Here is a 19579-nt window from a genome sequence, read left to right as displayed (position 1 = left end):
GGTGGCGAAAAATTGACCAGGCGATTTTGCGGCCGCCAGTGGGCCGCACCTTGGGGCCTGTGCCGTGACCTCGCAGGGGGCATATCGGGGGCGTAGTCGGGGCGGTGGCGACGGGCGCCGATCGCCTCGCGGTCGTATCGGTGCCTGTGCGGCACGGCAGTCCGGAGCACGCGCGGGGGCGACTATCAGGCGAGGGCGTGGCTGCCCCGGGGCGATGGCAGTGCCAGCGTGCCGAAGATCCTGGATCGCGACCAGCGTGTGGCCCCGGGTTCCGCGTGAAGCCGGCGCCCTGTCAGCTTTCCCGGCATCGCCATGGCGCCAGCCGTGCGGCGCCATGGCGGAAACCGCTGCCCTGCTCAGGCCAGCAGGCGCAGCTTCGGCTCGCGGCTCCACTGGCGGGTCTTGGCCGCGGTCACGAAGCCCTTGCTGTCGCTGGCTTCGACCACCCCGGCATCCTTCTGCACATTGCCGGCCTTCAGCAGCGGCTGCGCGCCGGCGTCGGCGGCGATCGCCTTGAGGTGGGCGAAAGCGTTGCTGACGAAGTCGATGGCCGCCGACTCCTTGCTCAGCCGCTTGCCGGCCTCGGCCGACAGCACCACCGCCACCGCGTCGAACACGAACGAGGGTGTGCCGGCCAGCTGGCCGTCGGCGGCCAGGCGCTTGCCGTCGCTGAGGACGGCGCCGCCGAGCCTGGGCGCGACGATCTTGACCGCGGCACCGGCGTCGGTGGCGGCCTTGCGCAGGTCGCGCACCAGTTTCGCGTCCGAGCCCTCGTCGATCAGGATGCCGATCGCGCGGCCCTGCAGGGTCGGCTTCATCCGCCCGATCAACTGCAGCGCCGGCGACAGCGGCAGGTCCTGCGGTGCGATCGCGGCCGGCGGTGCCGGTGGCAGCGCATCCATGCCCAGCCCATCGGCGACGCGCTGCGCGAGCTTGGGATCGACGTGGCGCAGATGCCCGACCACGGCCTCGCGCACGTGCGCGGTCTCAACCTTGGACAGCTCGAACACCAGCGCCGAGGCCACGTGCGCCTGTTCCGGCTGCGTCTGGCTGCGGTAGAACATCCGCGCCTGGCTGTAGTGGTCGGCGAAGCTCTCGGCACGCAAGCGGCCCTTGGCGCCATCGTCGGGCTGGGTGCGGTGGCTGACGAAGCCGCGCGCGGTCTCGCGCGGGCTGTCGGCCTGCAGCGAGCTGGGTTCGTAGGCGACGCGGCCCTTGGGCACGCCCATCTGCATGTGGCCGTCGCGCTGCATGTTGGCGAACGGACACTTCGGCGCGTTGATCGGCAACTGGTGGAAGTTGGGCCCGCCCAGGCGGCTGAGCTGGGTGTCCAGGTACGAGAACAGGCGGCCCTGCAGCAGCGGGTCGTTGGAGAAGTCGATGCCGGGCACGATGTTGGCCGGGCAGTACGCCACCTGCTCGGTTTCGGCGAAGAAGTTGTCCGGCCAGCGGTCCAGCACCATGCGCCCGACGATCTGCAGCGGCACCAGCTCCTCCGGGATCAGCTTGGTGGCGTCCAGATGGTCGAACGGGAAGGCGTCGGCCTGTTCCTGGGTGAACAACTGCACGCCCAGTTCCCATTCCGGGAAGTCGCCGCGTTCGATCGCCTCGAACAGGTCGCGGCGGTGGAAGTCCGGGTCGGCGCCGGCCAGCTTCACCGCCTCGTCCCAGATCGTGGACTGCAGGCCGAGCTTCGGCCGCCAGTGGAACTTGACGAAGGTGCTGCGGCCCTCGGCGTCGAGCAGGCGGAAGCTGTGGATGCCGAAGCCTTCCATCATGCGCAGCGAGCGCGGGATGGTGCGGTCGCTCATCGCCCACATGATCATGTGCAGCGATTCGGGCATCAGCGAGACGAAGTCCCAGAATGTGTCGTGCGCGCTGGCCGCCTGCGGAAAGCCGCGGTCCGGCTCCATCTTCACCGCGTGGATCAGGTCGGGGAACTTCAGCGCGTCCTGGATGAAGAATACCGGGATGTTGTTGCCCACCAGGTCCCAGTTGCCTTCCTTGGTGTAGAACTTGACCGCGAAGCCGCGCACGTCGCGCGGCGTGTCCACCGAGCCGGCGCCGCCGGCGACGGTGGAGAAGCGGGTAAACACCGGCGTCTTCACCCCGACCTCGGTGAGCAGCGAGGCAGTGGTGTACTTGGCCAGCGACTTGGTCAGTTCGAAGTAGCCGTGGGCGGCGCTGCCGCGCGCGTGCACGATGCGTTCGGGAATGCGCTCGTGATCGAAGTGGGTGATCTTCTCGCGCAGGATGAAGTCTTCCAGCAACGTCGGCCCGCGCGGCGTGGCGCGCAGCGAGTTCTGGTTGTCGGCGACCGGAATGCCCTGGTTGGTGGTCAGCGGCGGATGCGTGCCGCCGGCCTGCTGGTGCAGTTCGTCGCCATGGCCGCGCTGATCGGCGGGCGCGGCGGTGGAGGCGAGGGCGGTGGACGATGCGGAATCGCTGGGCGTGCGCTTGCGGCTGGCCATGGGAGATCGCTCCGGTGCGTGGCGGAAGAAGGTGTCGCGGTGGGGTGCCCGGTGCGTGAGGATGCGGGCGCGGCGGAAGTCCCGATCCTGGGTGGCGCGGCGTGAACGAGCCGTGCAACGCGCCGCATCGCGCGCACTTGTCTACCTCGGTACGCGCGCTGCGCACGCATAAAAAAACCCAGCCTCGCGCACGAGGCTGGGTCTGGGGTGCAGCGTCGAACGAGAACGCGGCTCAGACCACCGCGTCTTCCTTGTACGCATCCACCGGGATGCACGCGCACATCACGTTCTTGTCGCCGTACACGTTGTCCACGCGCGCCACCGGCGGCCAGTACTTCTGCTGCTTCAGCGTCGGCAGCGGGAACGCGGCCAGCTCGCGCGGATAGGCGTGGGTCCACTCGCTGGCGGTGACCTGCGCGGCGGTGTGCGGGGCGTGCTTGAGCGGATTGTCCTCGCGGTCCAGGCGGCCGTCCTCGATCGCGGCGATCTCCTCGCGGATCTGGATCATCGCGTCGATGAAACGGTCCAGCTCGTGCTGCGATTCGCTCTCGGTCGGCTCCACCATCAGCGTGCCGGCGACCGGGAAGCTCAGCGTCGGCGCGTGGAAGCCGAAGTCGATCAGGCGCTTGGCGATGTCCTCGGCGCCGATGCCGCTGGTCTTCTCCAGCGGGCGCACGTCGAGGATGCATTCGTGCGCGACCAGGCCATTGCGGCCGGTGTACAGCGTCTTGTAGTACGGCGCCAGGCGCTTGGCGATGTAGTTGGCGTTGAGCAGCGCGACCTGGGTGGCCTTGCGCAGCCCGCTGTTGCCCATCATGGTGATGTACATCCAGCTGATCGGCAGGATCGAGGCGCTGCCGAAGCTGGCGGCGCTGACCATGCCGACCTCGCCGTCGCCGCCCAGGGTCTTGGGCAGGTACGGTGCCAGGTGCGCCTTCACCGCGCACGGGCCGACGCCGGGGCCGCCGCCGCCGTGCGGGATGCAGAAGGTCTTGTGCAGGTTCAGGTGCGACACGTCCGAGCCCCACTTGCCGGGCTTGGCCAGGCCGACCAGCGCGTTCATGTTGGCGCCGTCGGTGTAGACCTGGCCGCCGTGCGCGTGCACCGCTTCGCAGATCGCCACCACGTCTTCCTCGAACACGCCGTGGGTGGACGGGTAGGTGATCATCAGCGCGGCCAGGCGGTCCGAGTACTTCTCGGCCTTGGCGCGGATGTCGGCGACATCGACGTTGCCGTTGCCGTCGCACTTGGTCACCACCACGGTCATGCCGCACATCTGCGCCGAGGCCGGGTTGGTGCCGTGCGCCGATTCGGGGATCAGGCAGATGTCGCGGTGGCCTTCGCCGCGCGCGCGGTGATAGGCGCGGATCGCCAGCAGGCCGGCGTACTCGCCCTGCGCGCCGGAGTTGGGCTGCAGGCTGACCGCGTCGTAGCCGGTGCACTCGACCAGCATCGCTTCCAGTTCGTCGATCAGTTGCTTGTAGCCGACGCTCTGCTCGGCCGGGGCCAGCGGATGGATCGCGCCGAACTGCGGCCAGGTCACCGGGATCATCTCGGCGGTGGCGTTGAGCTTCATGGTGCAGCTGCCCAGCGGGATCATGGTGCGATCCATCGCCAGGTCCTTGTCGGCCAGCGCGCGCATGTAGCGCAACAGTTCGTGCTCGCTGTGGTGGGTGTTGAACACCGGGTGCTGCAGGAACGCGCTGTGCCGCAGCAGCTGCGGCGGCAGCGCATCGGCGGTGGCGGCGTCGAGCGCGTCCACATCGGCCTGCGCGCCGAACAACTGCGCCAGCGCGACCACGTCGGCGCGGGTGGCGGTCTCGTCCAGGCTGATGCCCAGCGATGCGCTGTCGATCGCGCGCAGGTTGATGCCGGCCACGCGCGCCTTGGCGTGGATGGCCTCGGCATCGACGCCGGTGACGTGCAGGGTGTCGAAGAAGCGCTCGCCGACGGCGACGCCTGCACCGCGCAGCGCGGCGGCGAGGATCGCGGCCAGGCGGTGGGTGCGGCGGGCGATGCGCACCAGGCCCTCGGGGCCGTGGTACACCGCGTACATCGAGGCCATCACCGCCAGCAGCACCTGCGCGGTGCAGATGTTGGAGGTGGCCTTCTCGCGGCGGATGTGCTGCTCGCGGGTCTGCAGGGTGAGGCGGTAGGAGGGGTTGCCGGCGGCGTCGATCGACACGCCGATCAGGCGGCCCGGCATCGAACGCTTGTAGGCGTCGCGGCAGGCCATGAACGCGGCGTGCGGGCCGCCGAAGCCGAACGGCACGCCGAAGCGCTGCGAATTGCCGACCACGATGTCCGCGCCCCATTCGCCGGGGGCGGCGATCAGGGTCAGCGCGAGCAGGTCGGTGGCGACGGCGACCAGGCCGCCTTGCGCGTGCACCGCGTCGGCCAGTGCCTTGTGGTCGCCGATGTGACCGAAACTATCAGGGTATTGCAGCAGCACGCCGAAGCACTCGGCCTGCAGCGCTTCCTCCGGCGTGCCCACGCGCAGCACGATGCCCAGCGGCTCGGCGCGGGTGCGCAGCAGTTCCAGGGTCTGCGGGTGCACCGCGTCGTGCACGAAGAAGGTGTCGGACCTGGACTTGGCCGAGCGCTTGGCCAGGGTCATCGCCTCGGCCGCGGCGGTGGCTTCGTCCAGCAGCGAGGCGTTGGCGATTTCCATGCCGGTGAGGTCGGCGCACATGGTCTGGAAGTTGATCAGCGCTTCCATGCGGCCCTGCGAGATCTCCGCCTGGTACGGGGTGTAGGCGGTGTACCAGGCCGGGTTCTCGAGGATGTTGCGCAGGATGACCTTCGGCGTGTGGGTGCCGTAGTAGCCCTGGCCGATGAAGCTGCGGAACACGGTGTTCTTGTCGGCGATGGCGCGGATCTTGGCCAGCGCCTCCTCCTCGGTGATGGCGTCGGGCAACGCCAGCGCGGCGGGCGACTTGATGTTGCCAGGCACGATGGCGTCGGTCATCGCCTCCAGCGAGTCGTGGCCGACGGTGCGCAGCATGTGCGCGATCTCGGCGTCGTTCGGGCCGATGTGGCGCTCGATGAAGGCGCAGTGGTGTTCGAGGTCGCGCAGCGAAGAGGTGTGAGACATGGCAGTCGTCCGGCTGAGGAAGGCACGAGGAGGCGGGGACGCGCGCTAGGCCGTCGTCGGGCCGCAGCGGCGGGCACGATCGACGGGAAGCACGCGTCTTCCCAATGCCCCTCTGTCCTTTTGCCTGAGAGTTTGGAAGCGGCGGCTGGCGCTGCGCTTCGTGCCCCTTCGGCGCCGGGTTTGACCGGTCTCTCCAGAGTCTTGGTGCGGGTGGTATCGGGCCTGAGCGATTACGGGCGTTTGCGCCTTCGGCAGCGGGTCGCCCCGCTTCTCCCACCTTGCTGCGCAGCGATTATAACGTGGCCGGCGGCGCCCACGGCGGGCCGCGCGCGCCCACGCCAGCCTGAATGGGCAAGCCGCGGCGGATGCGCGCCTGCGGCCGCAGCGCGTATCATGGCCGCACTCCCTTTTCTCGCGCCCGTCCATGCCGGACGGCGTCGCCGCGCGTGCGCCCGTCCTGCGGCCGCCGCGGCCGGCTTTCAGGATGATGTCCCCATGACGCTCCCGTCCGTGTCCACACGCCGCATGGCCCTGTTGCTGGCCGGGCTGGCGATGTTCGGTCCGTTCTCCATCGACACGATCTTCCCGGCGTTCCCGCAGCTTGCGCAGCGCCTGCATGCCGATCCGGTGGCGATCCAGCAGACGGTGAGCGTGTACCTGCTGGCCTACGCGCTGATGGGCCTGGCCCACGGGCCGCTGTCCGACGCGTTGGGACGGCGCCGGGTGATCGTGGCCGGGCTGGTCGTGTTCATCCTGGCCTCGGCCGGCTGCGCGCTGTCGCGCGACCTGCCGACCCTGCTGGTGTTCCGCGCGCTGCAGGGTGTGTCGGCCGGGGTCGGCATGATCGTCGGGCGGGCGGTGATCCGCGACCTGTTCCACGGCGACGATGCGCAGCGGCTGATGAGCCAGGTGTCGATGCTGTTCGGCATCGCCCCGGCGATCGCGCCGATCATCGGCGGCTGGATCCTGGGCAGCGGCCGCGGCTGGCCGACGATCTTCTGGTTCCTGGTCGGCTTCTCCTCGCTGTTGCTGGTGGCGACCCTGCGCTGGATGCCGGAGACGCATCCGCCGCAGGCGCGCACGCCGCTGGCGCCGCGCACGCTGCTGCGCGACTACATCGGCATCGCGCTCAATCCGCGCTTCCAGCGCCTGGCCGCGGCCGGCGCGTTCAATTTCGGCGGCGTGTTCCTGTACATCGCCTCGGCGCCGGTGTTCATGATCGACCTGCTGGGCAAGACCGAGCGCGACTTCGCCTGGCTGTTCCTGCCCACCATCGGCGGCATGACCCTGGGCGCGTTCCTGTCCGGGCGCATGGCCGGGCGGCTCGGGCCGATGCGCCAGGTGCGCTTCGGCTTCGTCTGCTGCGGCCTGTCGATGGCCGGCAACATCGCCTATACCGCGCTGGCGCCGGCCATCGCGCTGCCCTGGGCGGTGCTGCCGATCTTCTTCGCCGGCCTGGGCACCGCGCTGATCTTCCCGATCCTGGCGCTGGCGGTGCTGGACATGTATCCGCGCCAGCGCGGGCTGGCCTCCTCGCTGCAGGCCTTCACCCAGTTGATGGTCACCGTGCTGGTGGCCGGGGTGCTGTCGCCGCTGCTCAGCGGCCATGCCCTGCACCTGGCGCTGGGCTCGGGCGCGTTCTTCCTGCTCGGCTGGGGTTTCTGGCGCTGGGAGCGGCGCAGCGGCAAGCGCCTGCCGCGGCCGAACGCGCAGGTGCCGCGGCTGGAACCGGTCGACCCGCTGTGAGCATCGCCGCGGTTGGGCTATCGTCGTCGGGTCATCGTTGAGGAAACCGCATGTCCATCCAGTCCAAGCAGCGCCGCGACCTGCGCAAGAAGCTGGCCGAGCGCCTGCGCCACCGCGCCGAGGGCGCCGCGCCGGCCGCGCCCATCGAACCGCATGCGGAACTGCGCGACCAGCAGCGCACCTTGCTGGCCGGCATCGTGCGCCGCGACGGCGAGTGGGTGCTGGGCATGGACGGGCGCATCGCCGGGCAGAGCGAGAGCGCCGCGCAGGTGCTGTCGCTGATCATGCAGGCAGCGGAGCTGCACGAGCGCGCCGGCACGCCGGTGCGGCTGATGTACTCGGACGCGCTGAAGGACGCGGCGCAGGCCGATGCGCAGGCGCAGGGCCTGAGCTTCGAGGAGTTCAAGACGCGCCACGCCCAGGTCATGCGTCGCGACGACGGCGCGGCGGCTCCGGCCTGAGGCCATGGGCCAGAGCGCCGGCCAGGCTGCGCAGGAGGCCGTGTCGCTGGCGCGGGTGCGGCGCCGCGACGGCATCGCGCTGATCCAGGCGCACCGCGCCAGCGTCGCCCTGCATCACCCGTGGACCTACCCGTTCACCGATGTGCCGGGCTTCGAGGCCTGGTACGCGCAGACCCTGGACGGCAGCAACATCGCCCTGCTGGCGCGCGAACGCAGCAGCGGCGCGCTCGCCGGCCTGTTCACCTTCAGCCAGGTGGTCGGCGGCTGTTTCCAGAGCGCCTATCTCGGCTACCACGCCATGGCCGGCTGCGAAGGTCGCGGACTGATGACGCATGCGCTGCGCCTGTGCGTGGCCTACGCCTTCGCCGAACTGGGCCTGCACCGGGTGGAAGCCAACATCCAGCCGGACAACACCCGCTCGCTGGCGCTGGCGCAGCGCGCCGGCTTCCGCCGCGAAGGCTATTCGCCACGCTACCTGCGCATCGGCGGGGTGTGGCGCGACCACGAGCGCTGGGCGCGGCTGGCGGACGACTGAGCTGGCGGTGGCCCATGCGGCTGGCAGCGCTCAATGCCGAGACGGTGGCGTGGTCGGAGCCGGCGTAGGGGATGCGGGCGAGGTGGTTTGCGCCGAGACAGGCGCCGACGCCTCCCACCCGCACATCCGTCCCTGGTTCTGTTGCTTGAGCCATTCCTGCATCGGCGCGAAGTATTCCAGCAGCGGGCCGGCGTCGATGCGCTCGCTGCCGGTCAGTTCCTTGAGCGTGGCCTGCCACGGCTGGCTGGCGCCACGTTGCAGCATCGACCAGAACTTCTGCCCGGCTTCCTTGTTGCCGTAGAAGGTGCACTCGTACAGCGGGCCCTTGTAGCCGGCGGCGTCGCACAGGCTCTTGTAGAACTGGAACTGCAGGATGTGCGAGAGGAAGTAGCGGGTGTAGGGGGTGTTGGCCGGCACGTGGTACTTGGCGCCGGGGTCGAAGAAGTCTTCGCCGCGCGGTGTCGCCGGTGCCACGCCCTGGTACTTGGCCTTCAGCTCCCACCAGGCCTGGTTGTAGCGGTCCGGGGCGATCGAGCCGTCGAACACGCCCCAGCGCCAGCGGTCGATCATCAGCCCGAACGGCAGGAACGCGACCTTGCTCAAGGCCATGCGCATCTGCGCGTTGATCAGCGCCTCGCGGCCCACCTGCGGCGCGTCGACCAGGCCGATCGAATGCAGGTACTGCGGGGTCATCGCCAGCACCACGGTGTCGCCGATGGCTTCGTGGAAGCCGTCGTTGGCTCCCGCCTGGAACAGCGGCGGCAGCGGGTTGTAGGCCAGGTCGTAATAGACATGGCCGAGTTCGTGGTAGATGGTGGTGAAGTCCTCTTCGTTCGGCTTGACGCACATCTTGGTGCGCACGTCGCCGGCCATGTCCATGTCCCAGGCGCTGGCGTGGCAGACCACGTCGCGGTCCAGCGGCTTGATGAACTGGCTGCGCGTCCAGTAGCTGTCGGGCAGCCTGGGCATCGCCAGCGAGGTGTAGAAGTCCTGCGCGCGCTCGGTCATCTGCCGTGCGCTGAGCAACTGCGCCTCGCGCTGGGCCATGAACCGCGCGTCCACCGAGGTGTCGCCGTTGCGCCGCGCCAGCGCCGCGCTCAGGTTGCCCTGGTACTGCCGCTCCAGCGCGTCGGTGATGTCGAGGCTGCCGGCGCCGGGGTAGGGCTGCAGCAGGTCCCACAGGTTGCTCCAGTCCTGCTGCCACATGTTGCCGAGCAGATGCGCCGGCAGCAGGCCGCCGGCCAGTTCGCCCTTGTCCTTGCCGTATTCGGCGTCGAGCTTGCCGCGCGCGTAGCAGTGCAGTTGTTCGTATAGCGGCTTGACCTGCGTCCACAGCCGGTCGGTCTCGGCGGCGAGCTGTGCCGGCGGCATGTCGTAGCCGCTGCGCCACAGTGCGCCGGTGTCGGCGTAGCCCATGTCGCGCGCGCCTTCGTTGACCAGTTCGACGAAGCGCTGGTAGTCCTTGCGCATCGGTTGCACGGCGGCGTGCCAGCCCTGCCAGGCATCCAGTTGCTGGTCGTAGTCGCGGCTGCGGCGCAGCACGTCCTCCAGTTCGCCCAACTGCCGGCAACGGCGCGCGTCGCCCTCGCCGGTGCAGTAGGACGCGGCGCCGTAGGCGCCCTCCATCTTCGTCGCCAGGGCGGCCAGTTCGCCCAGCCGCGCCGGATCGCGCGGCGCCGGCATCGCGGTCATCTGCTGCAGCAGGCGCAGTGCGCGGGCGCTGTCGGCCGACATCGGCTTGCCGTCGTAGCGCCGGGCCTGCGCGATCCAGCCGTTGAGGGTGGTCAGCCAGCGCGCGTTGGCCCTGGCCGCCAGTCGCTCGCTGTCGCCGTTGATGTAGGTCGCCGACAGCCACTGCGCCGCGGTCAGTTCCGGCAGCAGCGCGCGGTACTCCTCGTTGATGCGGGCGACGAACTGGTCGGCGCTCTCGCCCTGGGGCTGGGCCGCGGCGGGGGCGGCGGTCTCGGCCGCGGGTTCCTTGCGGCAGGCGGACAGCGTCAGCAGGCTCGCGCCGAGGCACAGCGCGAGCAGCGGAGAGCGATGGGTCACGGCGAATCCTTGCAGGGCGATTGCCCGGAAGGCTAGTGGCCCGCCCGCACCGCCGCAAGTTCAGGCGGCGCGCTCTGGGTCGCGCCGCCGCGTCCGCTTACGCCACGCCCGCGCGTGGGCCGGCGGTCATTGCGGCTTGGCGCACTGCGCGAACAGGTCGCGCGCGTGGTCGTAGACGCCGGTCCTGACCTGCATCAGGCCCAGCACCGACGGGAACAGGTTGTCCTGGTCGGCGTAGCGGCGCGACCGCGCCTGCAGGCAGGCCAGGTCCAGGCCGCGCGCGCTGGCGAAGCCGGGCGAGAACCACATCACCATCGGCACATGGGTCTGCTCCTGCGGCGCGATCGCGTAGGGCACGCCATGCAGGTACAGGCCCTTCTCGCCCAGCGACTCGCCGTGGTCGGAGAGGTAGATCATCGCCGTGTCGTAGTCGGGCATCGCCTGCAGCGCGTCGATGGTGCGCGCCAGCAGGTGGTCGGTGTACAGCAGCGAATTGTCGTAGGCGTTGGTGATCAGTTCGCGGCTGCAGTTGCCCAGGTCGGCGGTGTCGCAGGTCGGGGTGAAGCGGCGGAACGCGACCGGGTAGCGCTCGAAGTAGCTGGGGCCGTGGCTGCCGAGCTGGTGCAGCACCACCACGCGGTCGCCGGGCTTGGCGCGCACCTGCGCGGCCAGGTCCTGCAGCAGGATCTCGTCCATGCAGCGTCCGTCCTTGCACAGCTGCGGATCCTTGGCGTCGTCCAGGTGCTGGATCTGCAGGCCGTCGCACACGCCCTTGCAGCCGGACTGGTTGTCGCGCCACAGCGTGCTGATGCCGGCGTGCTCGAGCACGTGCAGCAGCGACTGGTGCTTGCGGATGTTGCTCTCGTTGTAGTCGTGGCGGCCGAACGGCGAGAACATGCACGGCACCGACACCTCGGTGCTGGTGCCGCAGGAGTGCATGTCGGGGAAGTTGATCACGTCGCGCTTGGCCAGCTCCGGCGTGGTCTGCCGCGCATAGCCGTTGAGGCCCCAGTTCTGCGCGCGGGCGGTTTCGCCCAGCACCACCACCAGCAGCCGCGGCTTGCTGCCCGGCGCACGCGTGGTGGCCTTGGCGTCGTGTTCCAGCGGCAGCTTCGGCGCCTTGCGCGTGGGGCTGTCGGACTTGAAGTTCTGCCGCAGCGCGACCAGGTAATTGATCGGCGTGGCCAGGTAGCGGATCTCGCGATGGTTGCGCATCATCGCCGACAGGTCCTGGAACGACAGCATCGCAGCGACGCCGCCCAGCGCCAGCATGCCGATCAGGAAGCCGGCGCGGATCGCCAGCGCTTTCAGCGGCGAACGCCGGATCAGCCGCACCCGCCACAGCACCAGGATCGGCAGCGCCGCGTAGAACAGCAGCGGCGCGATCAGCGCCGGGGTCATCAGCTCGCGCGATTCCTTGTGGTCGGTGGCCAGCACGTTGCGCAGCATGTCCGCGTCCAGGTAGACGCTGTAGCTGTTCATGTAGTGCGCGGCGAACGCGGTGGTGATCAGCAGCACCGTCAGCACCGGCTTGGCGATGCCGCGCCACAGCAGCAGGCCCAGCAGCAGGCCGTGCACCGCCAGCAGCAGCAGGAACAGCGACAGCGCCAGCTTCACGTCGCCGCCATGGCCGCTCATCGCGCTGCGCCAGAACATGCCGTTGCAGGCCAGGGCGAAGAACGCGCTGGCCGCCAGCGCCAGCATCTCGTTGCTCAATTGCGGACGCCAGGCCCACCAGCGGGCGCGGGAGGCGGTGGACGGCGAGGGCGGGGCGACGGAATGGCTCATGCGGCGGAATCGTTGGTAGTGGAAGGGCGTCGATTGGCCTGCGACAGGGTCGCGCGCGGCCACAGCATCGCCCGGTACAGGCCCAGTGCCACGCCCCAGCACAGGGCCAGCGTCCACAGGTCGTGCGACATGAAATGCGCGCCGCGCAGCTGTTGGCCGAGACCGAACAGCAGGCCTCCCCCGAGGCCGATCGCCAGCGCCGGCCAACGCCAGGCCGGCTTGAGCGCCAGCGCGACGAAGTACAGCCCCACCCAGGCATAGCCGGCACTGGAATGACCGGCGGGGAAGCATACCCCGCGCGGCATGCCCGCCGGGCGGGTCTCGAACAGGCCCACGAAGATCCGCTCGCCGCCATAGCGGACCAGGTCCCAGGGGCAGTCCATGTGGGTCACCGACTTCAGCAGCGACACCACGCCGGTGCTCAGCGCCACCGTCAGCAGCAGGTACAGCAGCGGCAGCCGGTAGCGGCGGGCATCCGGACGGTGCCAGGCCCACACCGCCAGCGCGGCGGTCACCGCCCATGCCGCCGCGCTCAGCATCTTGCCGTCGTGGTGGATCAGGCTACGGGTCAGCGCAGCATCCTTCAGCGCCCACTGTCCGCCTTCCCAGCGATACAGCAGGTCGGCGATCCAGAAATCCCCGCCCAGGCCCATCAGCACGCCACTGGCCAGCAGCACCAGCGCCAGCGGCATCCAGAGGTGGAACAAATAGAAATGCCGGCGTGCGCCGAGGTGGGGCGCCGCCGCAGCGGACAATCGCAGGGGCGTACTGATCATGGTCGACGAAAGCGGCCAGGGACGGCGGGAAAGTGGGGGCATGGTCAGGTTGCCGGTGTCGGATAGCTGTCGGAACTGCCGGTGAGAGGGCCAGGGCTTCAGCGAAGGTTGCGCACCGCCGCACTGATGCAAGCGCCGGGCCATACAAGTCCGTGACCGGCAGGACTGCCAGCCTGAGGATGTCGTGTTGGGATTCCTTCCAGGGTTTGTCGAGATTCGATCAAGGGCGCGCGGCCGTTCTGACTTCGTTCCGACACGCTTCCGCTAGCATGGGCAGGTCCGTCCCCCGAATTCGAGCGCGCCCATGCGGCTGCTGGTCATAGAAGACAACCGGAACCTGGTCGCCAATCTGTTCGACTACTTCGAGGTGCGCGGCCACACCCTGGACGCGGCGCCCGATGGCGTGACCGGCTTGCACCTGGCCACCACCCAGCGCTACGACGCGCTGATCCTGGACTGGATGCTGCCGCGCCTGGACGGGCAGCAGGTGCTGCGCGCGCTGCGCGAGGAACACCACGCCGACGTGCCGGTGATCATGCTGACCGCGCGCGACGAGCTGCCGGACAAGATCGCCGGCTTCCGCGCCGGTGCCGACGATTACCTGACCAAGCCGTTCGCGCTGCCGGAACTGGAAGTGCGGCTGGAGGCGCTGCTGGTGCGCGCCAGCGGCCGCGGCCGCAGCAAGCTGCTGCGCGTGGGCGACCTGCAGCTGGACCTGTCCACGCTGGAAGTGACCCGCGGCGGGCGCACCCTGCATCTGTACCCGGCCTGTCGCAAGCTGCTGGAGGTGCTGATGCAGGCCAGCCCGGCCGCGGTCACCCGCGACCGCCTGGAGCAGGCGCTGTGGGGCGACGAGCCGCCGGACGGGGACATGCTGCGTTCGCACATCTACGACCTGCGCCGCAGCGTCGATGGCCCGTTCGCGGCCAAGCTGATCCACACCCTGCCGCGCATCGGCTACCGCCTGGCGGTGGTCGGTCCCCACGAGGGCGAGCATGCCGACTAGGGCCGGCCTGCGGCAGCGGCTGACCCTGTGGCTGGTGGGCTACGCGGCGCTGCTGTCGCTGGCGGTGTTCGTGCATGGCTACATCGTCAACGACCAGGCCGAGCAGCTCACCTGGCGCTCGTTGCTGACCTCCGAGCTGGACCACTTCCTGGCGCGCAGCGCGGCCGACCCGGACTATCGCTGGATCGACACCCGCACCGTGAGCCTGTACGGCGACGAGGGTGGCGCACCGCTGCCGCCGGCAGTGACGGCGCTGGGTCCGGGCCTGCACGACGAAGTGCAACTGGAAGGCAGCGAGAAGGTGGTGCTGGTGCAGGACGTGCGCGGCCGTCGCCTGGCGCTGGCGCTGGACATCACCGAACTGCACGACCATGAGGACAACCTGGCGCTGTGGATGCTGGTATCCAACGCGGTGGCGGTGCTGCTGCTCGGCGCGCTGGTGGCCTGGGGCATGGGCCGGGTGGTGCAGCCGCTGATCGACATGGCCCAGCGCATCGGCAGCCTGCGCCCGGACCGGCCCGGGCAGCGCATCGAGGTGCATCCGCGCGCCAGCGCCGAGCAGGTGGTGATCGCCGAAGCGCTGAACGACTACCTGGCGCGCAACGACCTGTTCGTGGAGCGCGAGCGCGCCTTCATCGACAGCACCAGCCACGAACTGCGCACGCCGGTGGCGGTGATCGGCGGCGCCGCCGAGCTGGCGCTGGAGCAGCACGACGTACCGCCCAGCGTGCGCAACCAGTTGCTGCGCATCCGCCGTACCGCCAGCGGCGTCGGCCAACTCATCTCGCTGCTGCTGGTGCTGGCCAAGGATCCGGCGCGGATGGCGCGTGGCAGCGACCTGGTGCGGCTGGACCAGTTGCTGCCGGAGATCGTCGAGGACCATCGCCACCTGTGCGCGGACAAGCGCCTGGAGCTGGCCCTGGCGCCGATGCCGCCGTGCGAGGTGGAGACGCCGCTGGCGATCCTGCAGGTCGCCATCGGCAACCTGCTGCGCAACGCCATCGAGAACAGCGACAAGGGGCAGATCCAGATCACGATGTTGGCGCCGGGCGTGGTCTGCATCGACGATCCCGGCCACGGCATGAGCCCGGAAGAGATCAGCGCGATCTACATGCGCATGGCGCGCGGCGGCGGCAGCCGCGAGGGCAGCGGTATCGGTCTGGACCTGATCGCGCGGCTGTGCGAACACCTGGGCTGGGCGCTGCACCTGGATTCGCTGGCCGGCAGCGGCACCCGCGCGACGCTGGACCTGAGCAGCGCGCTGAAGCGCCCCGGCGCGTCGCCGCCGTCGCCCGCGTCGTAAGGACGACGGGCTAGGCTTGCGCCGGCAGCAGCCCGCGTTGCGCCAGCCAGGTGCGCGCGTCGTCGGCGTCCTGCTCGAACCAGGCGCGGGTGGAACCGAGCCGGTAGGTGTAGCCCCACGCGTCCATGTCCGCCATCAGCCGCGCACGGCCCACGCCGGGCAGGGCGTCGGCCAGCACGATCTGCAGGTAGCAGGTGGCGTCTTCTTCTTCCACCGAGTCGGTAGCGTCGGTATGCACCTGCGCCCGCCGCTGCGGCGGCAGCACGATCAGGTGGCAGGCTTCGTGCAGCAGCGAATGCACCGGCGTGTCGTCGCGCACGTAGACGTCGCTGGCGATCACCCCCGCCTCCGGCTCGCCCCAGTAGCTGCCGGGAATGGCGGCGCCGTCGGCGACGCGGTGCAGGGTCAGCCCATAGCCAGCCAGCAGCGCACGCGGCGCGTCCAGGCCGATCGTGCCCACGGTCAGCACCTGGGCGGCGGCAGTGGAGAGGGCGGCGTCGGTCTGCATCGTGTGGAGGTCGTCGGGATGGAAAAGGCGCGGCGGGCGCGCCCGATCACGGCAGGCACAGCGCGTCGCGGCGCCGGCCCGGATCGACGCGTCAGCCGCGGCGGCTGCCACGGCCGACGCGCGGCCTCAGGGCGTCGGCCCTTCCGGCAGGGCGACGGAGATGTCGAGCACGTCGTGCTCGCCGTCCTTGACCAGGTCCACCTTGACCGCGTCGGCGTCGATGTTGACGTACTTCTTGATCACTTCCAACAGTTCGCGCTGCAGCAGCGGCAGGTAGTCCGGGCCGCCGCGGTGGCTGCGTTCCTGCGCGATGATGATCTGCAGGCGGTTCTTCGCGGTCTCGGCGGTGTTCTTCTTGGTCTTGAGGAAATCGAATAGTCCCATGCTCACCCTCCGAACAACTTGGTGAAGAAGCCCTTCTTCTCCACGGAGATGAAACGCATCGGACGTTCCTCGCCGAGGATGCGCGCCACGGCGTCCTCGTAGGCCTGGCCGGCCGGGGATTCGGCGTCCAGGATCACCGGCTCGCCCTTGTTTGAGGCGTTGAGCACGTCGCCGGATTCGGGGATCACGCCGATCGCCTTCAGGCCGAGCACTTCCTCCACGTCGCCGATGCTGAGCATCTCGCCGGTTTCCACGCGCGCCGGGCTGTAGCGGGTCAGCAGCAGGAACGCGGGCAGGCTCTTGCCGCTCTCGGCCTTGTGGGTCTTGGAGTCGAGCAGGCCGAGGATGCGGTCGGAGTCGCGCACCGAGGACACTTCCGGGTTGACCACCACCACCGCGCGGTCGGCGAAGTACATCGCCAGGAACGCGCCCTTCTCGATGCCGGCCGGCGAATCGCAGACGATGTAGTCGAAGCCGTCGGCGGCCAGGTCCTTGAGCACCTTCTCCACGCCTTCCTGGGTCAGCGCGTCCTTGTCGCGGGTCTGCGAGGCGGCCAGCACGAACAGGTTGTCGAAGCGCTTGTCCTTGATCAGCGCCTGCTTCAGCGTGGCTTCGTTGTGCACCACGTTGACGAAGTCGTACACCACGCGGCGCTCGCAGCCCATGATCAGGTCGAGGTTGCGCAGGCCCACGTCGAAGTCGATCACGGCGACCTTCTTGCCGCGTCGCGCCAGCCCGCAGGCCAGGCTCGCGCTGGTGGTGGTCTTGCCGACGCCGCCCTTGCCGGAGGTGACAACGATAATTTCAGCCAAAGGACTATCTCCTGATACGTTCGAGGTTGGGCCGCGTCAGTCTTGCGCGGCGATCATGATCTGGTCCTGCTCCAGCCAGACCTGGACGGCCTTGCCACGCAGTTCCTTGGGAATATCGTCCAGCACCTTGTAGTGGCCGGCAATGGCGACCAGTTCGGCGTGGAAATCGCGGCAGAAGATCCGCGCCTCGGTGTTGCCCTGGGCGCCGGCCAGCGCACGGCCGCGCAGCGTGCCGTAGATGTGGATGCTGCCGTCGGAGATCACCTCGGCGCCGGCGCCGACGGTGGCCATCACGGTCAGGTCGCAGTTCTCCGCGTACAGCTGCTGCCCGGAGCGCACCGCGTTCTTCTGCATGCGCCCGGGTTGCGGCCGCGCCGCCGGAGCGGGCGGCGGCGGAGGCGGGGGCGGCGGCGAGACCGGTGTCGGAGCCGCAGCGGGCGCGCCGCCATCGAAACGTTCGTACTGCGCGCGGAACTTGGCCAGCAGCGGCAGCCCCAGCGCCACCGACAGTTCCTCGATCTCGCGGGTGCCGTAGGCCAGCGCCACCGGCAGCACGCCGGCGTCGCGCAGCCCGTCCAGCAGCGCCTGCGCGGTGGCCACGTCCGGGGTCTGCGCCAGCCCGCCGAAATCGATGATCACCGCGGCCCGGCCGAACAGCTTGGGCGCGCGCTGCACGCGCTCGCGCATCTCCTGGCTCAGCCGCGCCACGTCCAGCGTGCGCACGCGCAGGTTGGCGATGCCGACCTGGCCGATCTTCAGTTCGCCGGCCTGCTCGAAGTCCAGATTCATCGACGACACGCTCAGGTCCCGGTCGGGCGCTGCGCCCGCTGCAGACGATGGGCGTGGCCGGCCCAGGGCAGGTCGGGCAGGGTGTCGCCGTAGGTTTCGCGCACCCAGGCGTAACTGCACAGATCCTTCAACAGCATGCTCGCACGCACCTCCACTTCGTTCATCGTGTTCTGGCCCACTTCGCGGAAACCGAAGCTGCCATGGAACAGCAGCGCCGCATCGGCGCCGTGATCCAGGAAAACCTCGCACGCCAGTTGCGGGTAGCGCAACTCGGCGTAGCTCTGCACGTCGGCGTAGAACGCCCGGCCGACGCCGCCGCCGCGGCGGCGGCTGGCCACCACGATGCGGTCGATATAGAAAAACTGTGGGTAGCGCTCGCGGAACCAGGCGAAGTTGCTGCTGTCGTGGTCGCTGTCGCTGCCGAAGCCGACCAGGAAGCCGGCCAGGTTGCCGTCGCGCTCGGCGACGCGGAAGTACTCTGCGGTTTCGTAGAAGCGGTGCAGCTTGGCCGAATCCAGCGGCAGGATCGCCAGTCCGGCGTTGTTGTTCAGGGCCAGGACCGAATCGAGCTCGTGCTCGCGCACGTCGCGGATGACGATCGACATTGAGACTCCATTGCTGATGCGCGCGCGGCCCCGTGCGGACCGCAGGGGCGGATTATCGCACGCGCGACCCGGGGCGGCGAGCCGCGCCGGCATGACTTCCGTGGGAGTGCAATGCGCGCCGTTCATCCTAAGATGGCTGCATGTTGGGATATCTCAGCCATACCCGCGTCCTGCGCTATGCCGGCCTGTTCACCTGGGCGGTCATCTGCATGCCGTTGCTGTACCTGTACTGGGAGCCGGTCGAGGAATCGGGACGGATGCCCAGCGGCGAGGTGTGGCTGCTGCTGACCAGCTACCTGGGCTTCGGCGTGGTCTATTTCCTGCTGACCCGACGCCTGCACAGCGGCGACGGCGTGCGTTGGTACGACCGCGGCATGCTGGTGCTGCTGACCATCTGCGCGCTGGCGGTCGGCTACCTGCACCGCTCGGGGCTGGGCAGTATCCTGATGATGGTCGCGGCCGGGGTGATCCCCTGGCTGCTGCCGGTGCGCGCCGGCGTGGCCTGGCTGCTGCTGAGCCAGCTGGCGGTGCTGCCGGTGTACCTGACCATCGGCTTCCCGCCGTTCGAGGCGCTGATGCAGTCGCTGCTGTACGGCGGCTTCTCCATGTTCATCTTCGTCACCAGCCTGGTCGCGCGCCAGCAGACCCAGGCGCGCGAGGAGCAGCGCCAGCTCAACGCCGAGCTGCGCGCCACCCGCGCGCTGCTGGCCGAGAGCGCCCGGGTCAACGAGCGCACCCGCATCTCGCGCGAACTGCACGACCTGCTCGGCCACCACCTGACCGCGCTCAGCCTGAACCTGGAAGTGGCCGGCCATATCACCGAGGGCCGCGCGCAGGAGCACGTGCAGCAGGCGCATACCCTGGCCAAGCTGCTGCTGACCGACGTGCGCGAGGCGGTCAGCCAGTTGCGCGACAGCGGTGCGATCGACCTGGCGGCGGCGCTGCGGCCGCTGGCCGAGCGGGTGCCGTCGCTGCAGATCCATCTGCAGGTGGAGGAGCCGCTGACCGTGGAGGATCCCGAGCGTGCGCACGTGTTGCTGCGCTGCACCCAGGAGATCATCACCAACGCGGTGCGCCACGCCCAGGCCGACAATCTGTGGATCGAGGTGCGCCGCGACGGCCCGCAGGTGGTGATCCAGGCGCGCGACGACGGCCGCGGGTGCGAGACCCTGGCTCCCGGCAACGGCCTGCGCGGCATGCGCGAGCGCCTGAGCCAGTATGGCGGCAGCCTGGACGTGGCGGCCGCCACGTC

Annotated in this window: 16 protein-coding genes and 1 riboswitch; of the genes, 6 read left to right on the top strand and 10 right to left on the bottom strand. The window is 69.7% G+C overall.

Annotated elements, in window-relative coordinates:
- Positions 1 to 356: 356 nt before the first annotated feature.
- Positions 357 to 2471 (bottom strand): catalase, encoded by a 2115-nt coding sequence (locus CEK65_RS12885; RefSeq protein ID WP_152181989.1) that lies wholly within the window; start codon positions 2469 to 2471, stop codon positions 357 to 359.
- Between the two features lie 232 nt (positions 2472 to 2703).
- A complete protein-coding gene (gcvP, locus tag CEK65_RS12880; protein WP_152181988.1) occupies positions 2704 to 5565 on the bottom strand; it encodes an aminomethyl-transferring glycine dehydrogenase in 2862 nt (953 codons plus the stop codon).
- A 102-nt stretch (positions 5566 to 5667) separates the two neighbouring features.
- A riboswitch (glycine riboswitch) is annotated at positions 5668 to 5772 on the bottom strand.
- A 288-nt stretch (positions 5773 to 6060) separates the two neighbouring features.
- Between gcvP and CEK65_RS12875 the strand changes: the two genes are divergently transcribed.
- The 3 genes from CEK65_RS12875 to CEK65_RS12865 are packed head-to-tail and all read left to right on the top strand — an operon-like array spanning position 6061 to position 8307.
- A complete protein-coding gene (locus CEK65_RS12875; RefSeq protein ID WP_152181987.1) occupies positions 6061 to 7311 on the top strand; it encodes a multidrug effflux MFS transporter in 1251 nt (416 codons plus the stop codon).
- A gap of 50 nt (positions 7312 to 7361) precedes the next feature.
- On the top strand, positions 7362 to 7772 hold the full coding sequence (locus CEK65_RS12870) for a hypothetical protein (RefSeq protein ID WP_017910138.1): 411 nt from the start codon (positions 7362 to 7364) through the stop codon (positions 7770 to 7772).
- Positions 7773 to 7776: 4 nt separating this feature from the next.
- Complete coding sequence (locus CEK65_RS12865; RefSeq protein WP_017911298.1) at positions 7777 to 8307, top strand: GNAT family N-acetyltransferase; 531 nt, start codon at positions 7777 to 7779, stop codon at positions 8305 to 8307.
- 30 nt (positions 8308 to 8337) lie between these two features.
- On the opposite strand, the gene CEK65_RS12860 is transcribed toward CEK65_RS12865, so the two are convergent.
- The 3 genes from CEK65_RS12860 to CEK65_RS12850 all read right to left on the bottom strand — a co-directional run bounded on the left by CEK65_RS12860 (position 8338) and on the right by CEK65_RS12850 (position 12920).
- Positions 8338 to 10356, bottom strand: a complete 2019-nt coding sequence (locus tag CEK65_RS12860; protein WP_152181986.1) for a M2 family metallopeptidase — start codon at positions 10354 to 10356, stop codon at positions 8338 to 8340.
- Positions 10357 to 10482: 126 nt separating this feature from the next.
- Positions 10483 to 12144 carry a phosphoethanolamine--lipid A transferase gene (locus CEK65_RS12855; RefSeq protein WP_152181985.1) on the bottom strand — a complete coding sequence of 554 codons (1662 nt, stop codon included), beginning with the start codon at positions 12142 to 12144 and terminating at the stop codon, positions 10483 to 10485.
- Positions 12141 to 12920, bottom strand: a complete 780-nt coding sequence (locus tag CEK65_RS12850) for a phosphatase PAP2 family protein (protein WP_152181984.1) — start codon at positions 12918 to 12920, stop codon at positions 12141 to 12143. The genes CEK65_RS12855 and CEK65_RS12850 overlap by 4 nt, the downstream gene beginning before the upstream one ends.
- Before the next feature lie 304 nt (positions 12921 to 13224).
- Between CEK65_RS12850 and CEK65_RS12845 the strand changes: the two genes are divergently transcribed.
- Positions 13225 to 13926 (top strand): response regulator transcription factor, encoded by a 702-nt coding sequence (locus tag CEK65_RS12845; protein ID WP_010340248.1) that lies wholly within the window; start codon positions 13225 to 13227, stop codon positions 13924 to 13926.
- Positions 13916 to 15229, top strand: coding sequence for a HAMP domain-containing sensor histidine kinase (locus CEK65_RS12840; protein ID WP_017910133.1), 1314 nt, complete (start codon positions 13916 to 13918; stop codon positions 15227 to 15229). The genes CEK65_RS12845 and CEK65_RS12840 overlap by 11 nt, the downstream gene beginning before the upstream one ends.
- Before the next feature lie 10 nt (positions 15230 to 15239).
- Here the strand turns inward: CEK65_RS12840 and CEK65_RS12835 are convergent, their stop codons facing one another.
- The 5 genes from CEK65_RS12835 to CEK65_RS12815 all read right to left on the bottom strand — a co-directional run bounded on the left by CEK65_RS12835 (position 15240) and on the right by CEK65_RS12815 (position 18327).
- Positions 15240 to 15737, bottom strand: coding sequence for a hypothetical protein (locus CEK65_RS12835; RefSeq protein WP_152181983.1), 498 nt, complete (start codon positions 15735 to 15737; stop codon positions 15240 to 15242).
- Positions 15738 to 15863: 126 nt separating this feature from the next.
- The gene (minE, locus tag CEK65_RS12830; protein WP_010340245.1) at positions 15864 to 16121 is read right to left on the bottom strand and encodes a cell division topological specificity factor MinE; all 258 of its coding nucleotides are present in this window, start codon (positions 16119 to 16121) and stop codon (positions 15864 to 15866) included.
- Between the two features lie 2 nt (positions 16122 to 16123).
- Positions 16124 to 16933, bottom strand: coding sequence for a septum site-determining protein MinD (gene minD / locus CEK65_RS12825; RefSeq protein ID WP_010340244.1), 810 nt, complete (start codon positions 16931 to 16933; stop codon positions 16124 to 16126).
- A 36-nt stretch (positions 16934 to 16969) separates the two neighbouring features.
- A complete protein-coding gene (minC, locus tag CEK65_RS12820) occupies positions 16970 to 17731 on the bottom strand; it encodes a septum site-determining protein MinC (protein ID WP_152181982.1) in 762 nt (253 codons plus the stop codon).
- Between the two features lie 2 nt (positions 17732 to 17733).
- The gene (locus CEK65_RS12815; protein ID WP_010341204.1) at positions 17734 to 18327 is read right to left on the bottom strand and encodes a GNAT family N-acetyltransferase; all 594 of its coding nucleotides are present in this window, start codon (positions 18325 to 18327) and stop codon (positions 17734 to 17736) included.
- A gap of 140 nt (positions 18328 to 18467) precedes the next feature.
- Between CEK65_RS12815 and CEK65_RS12810 the strand changes: the two genes are divergently transcribed.
- A partial coding sequence (locus tag CEK65_RS12810; protein ID WP_152181981.1) for a histidine kinase occupies positions 18468 to 19579 on the top strand: 1112 nt, incomplete at its 3' end.

This window comes from Xanthomonas sp. LMG 12459, assembly GCF_009192905.1.
Classification (GTDB): Bacteria; Pseudomonadota; Gammaproteobacteria; order Xanthomonadales; family Xanthomonadaceae; genus Xanthomonas_A; species Xanthomonas_A sontii.
Note: the sequence above shows the minus strand (reverse complement) of the source record. Positions and strands in the feature narration are given on the sequence as shown.

Excerpts from the sequence above, each read along its gene's own strand:
- gcvP (WP_152181988.1), bottom strand. The coding sequence starts at position 5,565 with ATGTCTCACACCTCTTCGCTGCGCGACCTCGAACACCACTGCGCCTTC.
- minE (WP_010340245.1), bottom strand. The coding sequence starts at position 16,121 with ATGGGACTATTCGATTTCCTCAAGACCAAGAAGAACACCGCCGAGACC.
- CEK65_RS12885 (WP_152181989.1), bottom strand. The coding sequence starts at position 2,471 with ATGGCCAGCCGCAAGCGCACGCCCAGCGATTCCGCATCGTCCACCGCC.
- CEK65_RS12875 (WP_152181987.1), top strand. The coding sequence starts at position 6,061 with ATGACGCTCCCGTCCGTGTCCACACGCCGCATGGCCCTGTTGCTGGCC.
- CEK65_RS12870 (WP_017910138.1), top strand. The coding sequence starts at position 7,362 with ATGTCCATCCAGTCCAAGCAGCGCCGCGACCTGCGCAAGAAGCTGGCC.
- CEK65_RS12855 (WP_152181985.1), bottom strand. The coding sequence starts at position 12,144 with ATGAGCCATTCCGTCGCCCCGCCCTCGCCGTCCACCGCCTCCCGCGCC.
- CEK65_RS12815 (WP_010341204.1), bottom strand. The coding sequence starts at position 18,327 with ATGTCGATCGTCATCCGCGACGTGCGCGAGCACGAGCTCGATTCGGTC.
- CEK65_RS12835 (WP_152181983.1), bottom strand. The coding sequence starts at position 15,737 with ATGCAGACCGACGCCGCCCTCTCCACTGCCGCCGCCCAGGTGCTGACC.
- CEK65_RS12840 (WP_017910133.1), top strand. The coding sequence starts at position 13,916 with ATGCCGACTAGGGCCGGCCTGCGGCAGCGGCTGACCCTGTGGCTGGTG.
- CEK65_RS12865 (WP_017911298.1), top strand. The coding sequence starts at position 7,777 with ATGGGCCAGAGCGCCGGCCAGGCTGCGCAGGAGGCCGTGTCGCTGGCG.
- CEK65_RS12845 (WP_010340248.1), top strand. The coding sequence starts at position 13,225 with ATGCGGCTGCTGGTCATAGAAGACAACCGGAACCTGGTCGCCAATCTG.
- CEK65_RS12850 (WP_152181984.1), bottom strand. The coding sequence starts at position 12,920 with ATGATCAGTACGCCCCTGCGATTGTCCGCTGCGGCGGCGCCCCACCTC.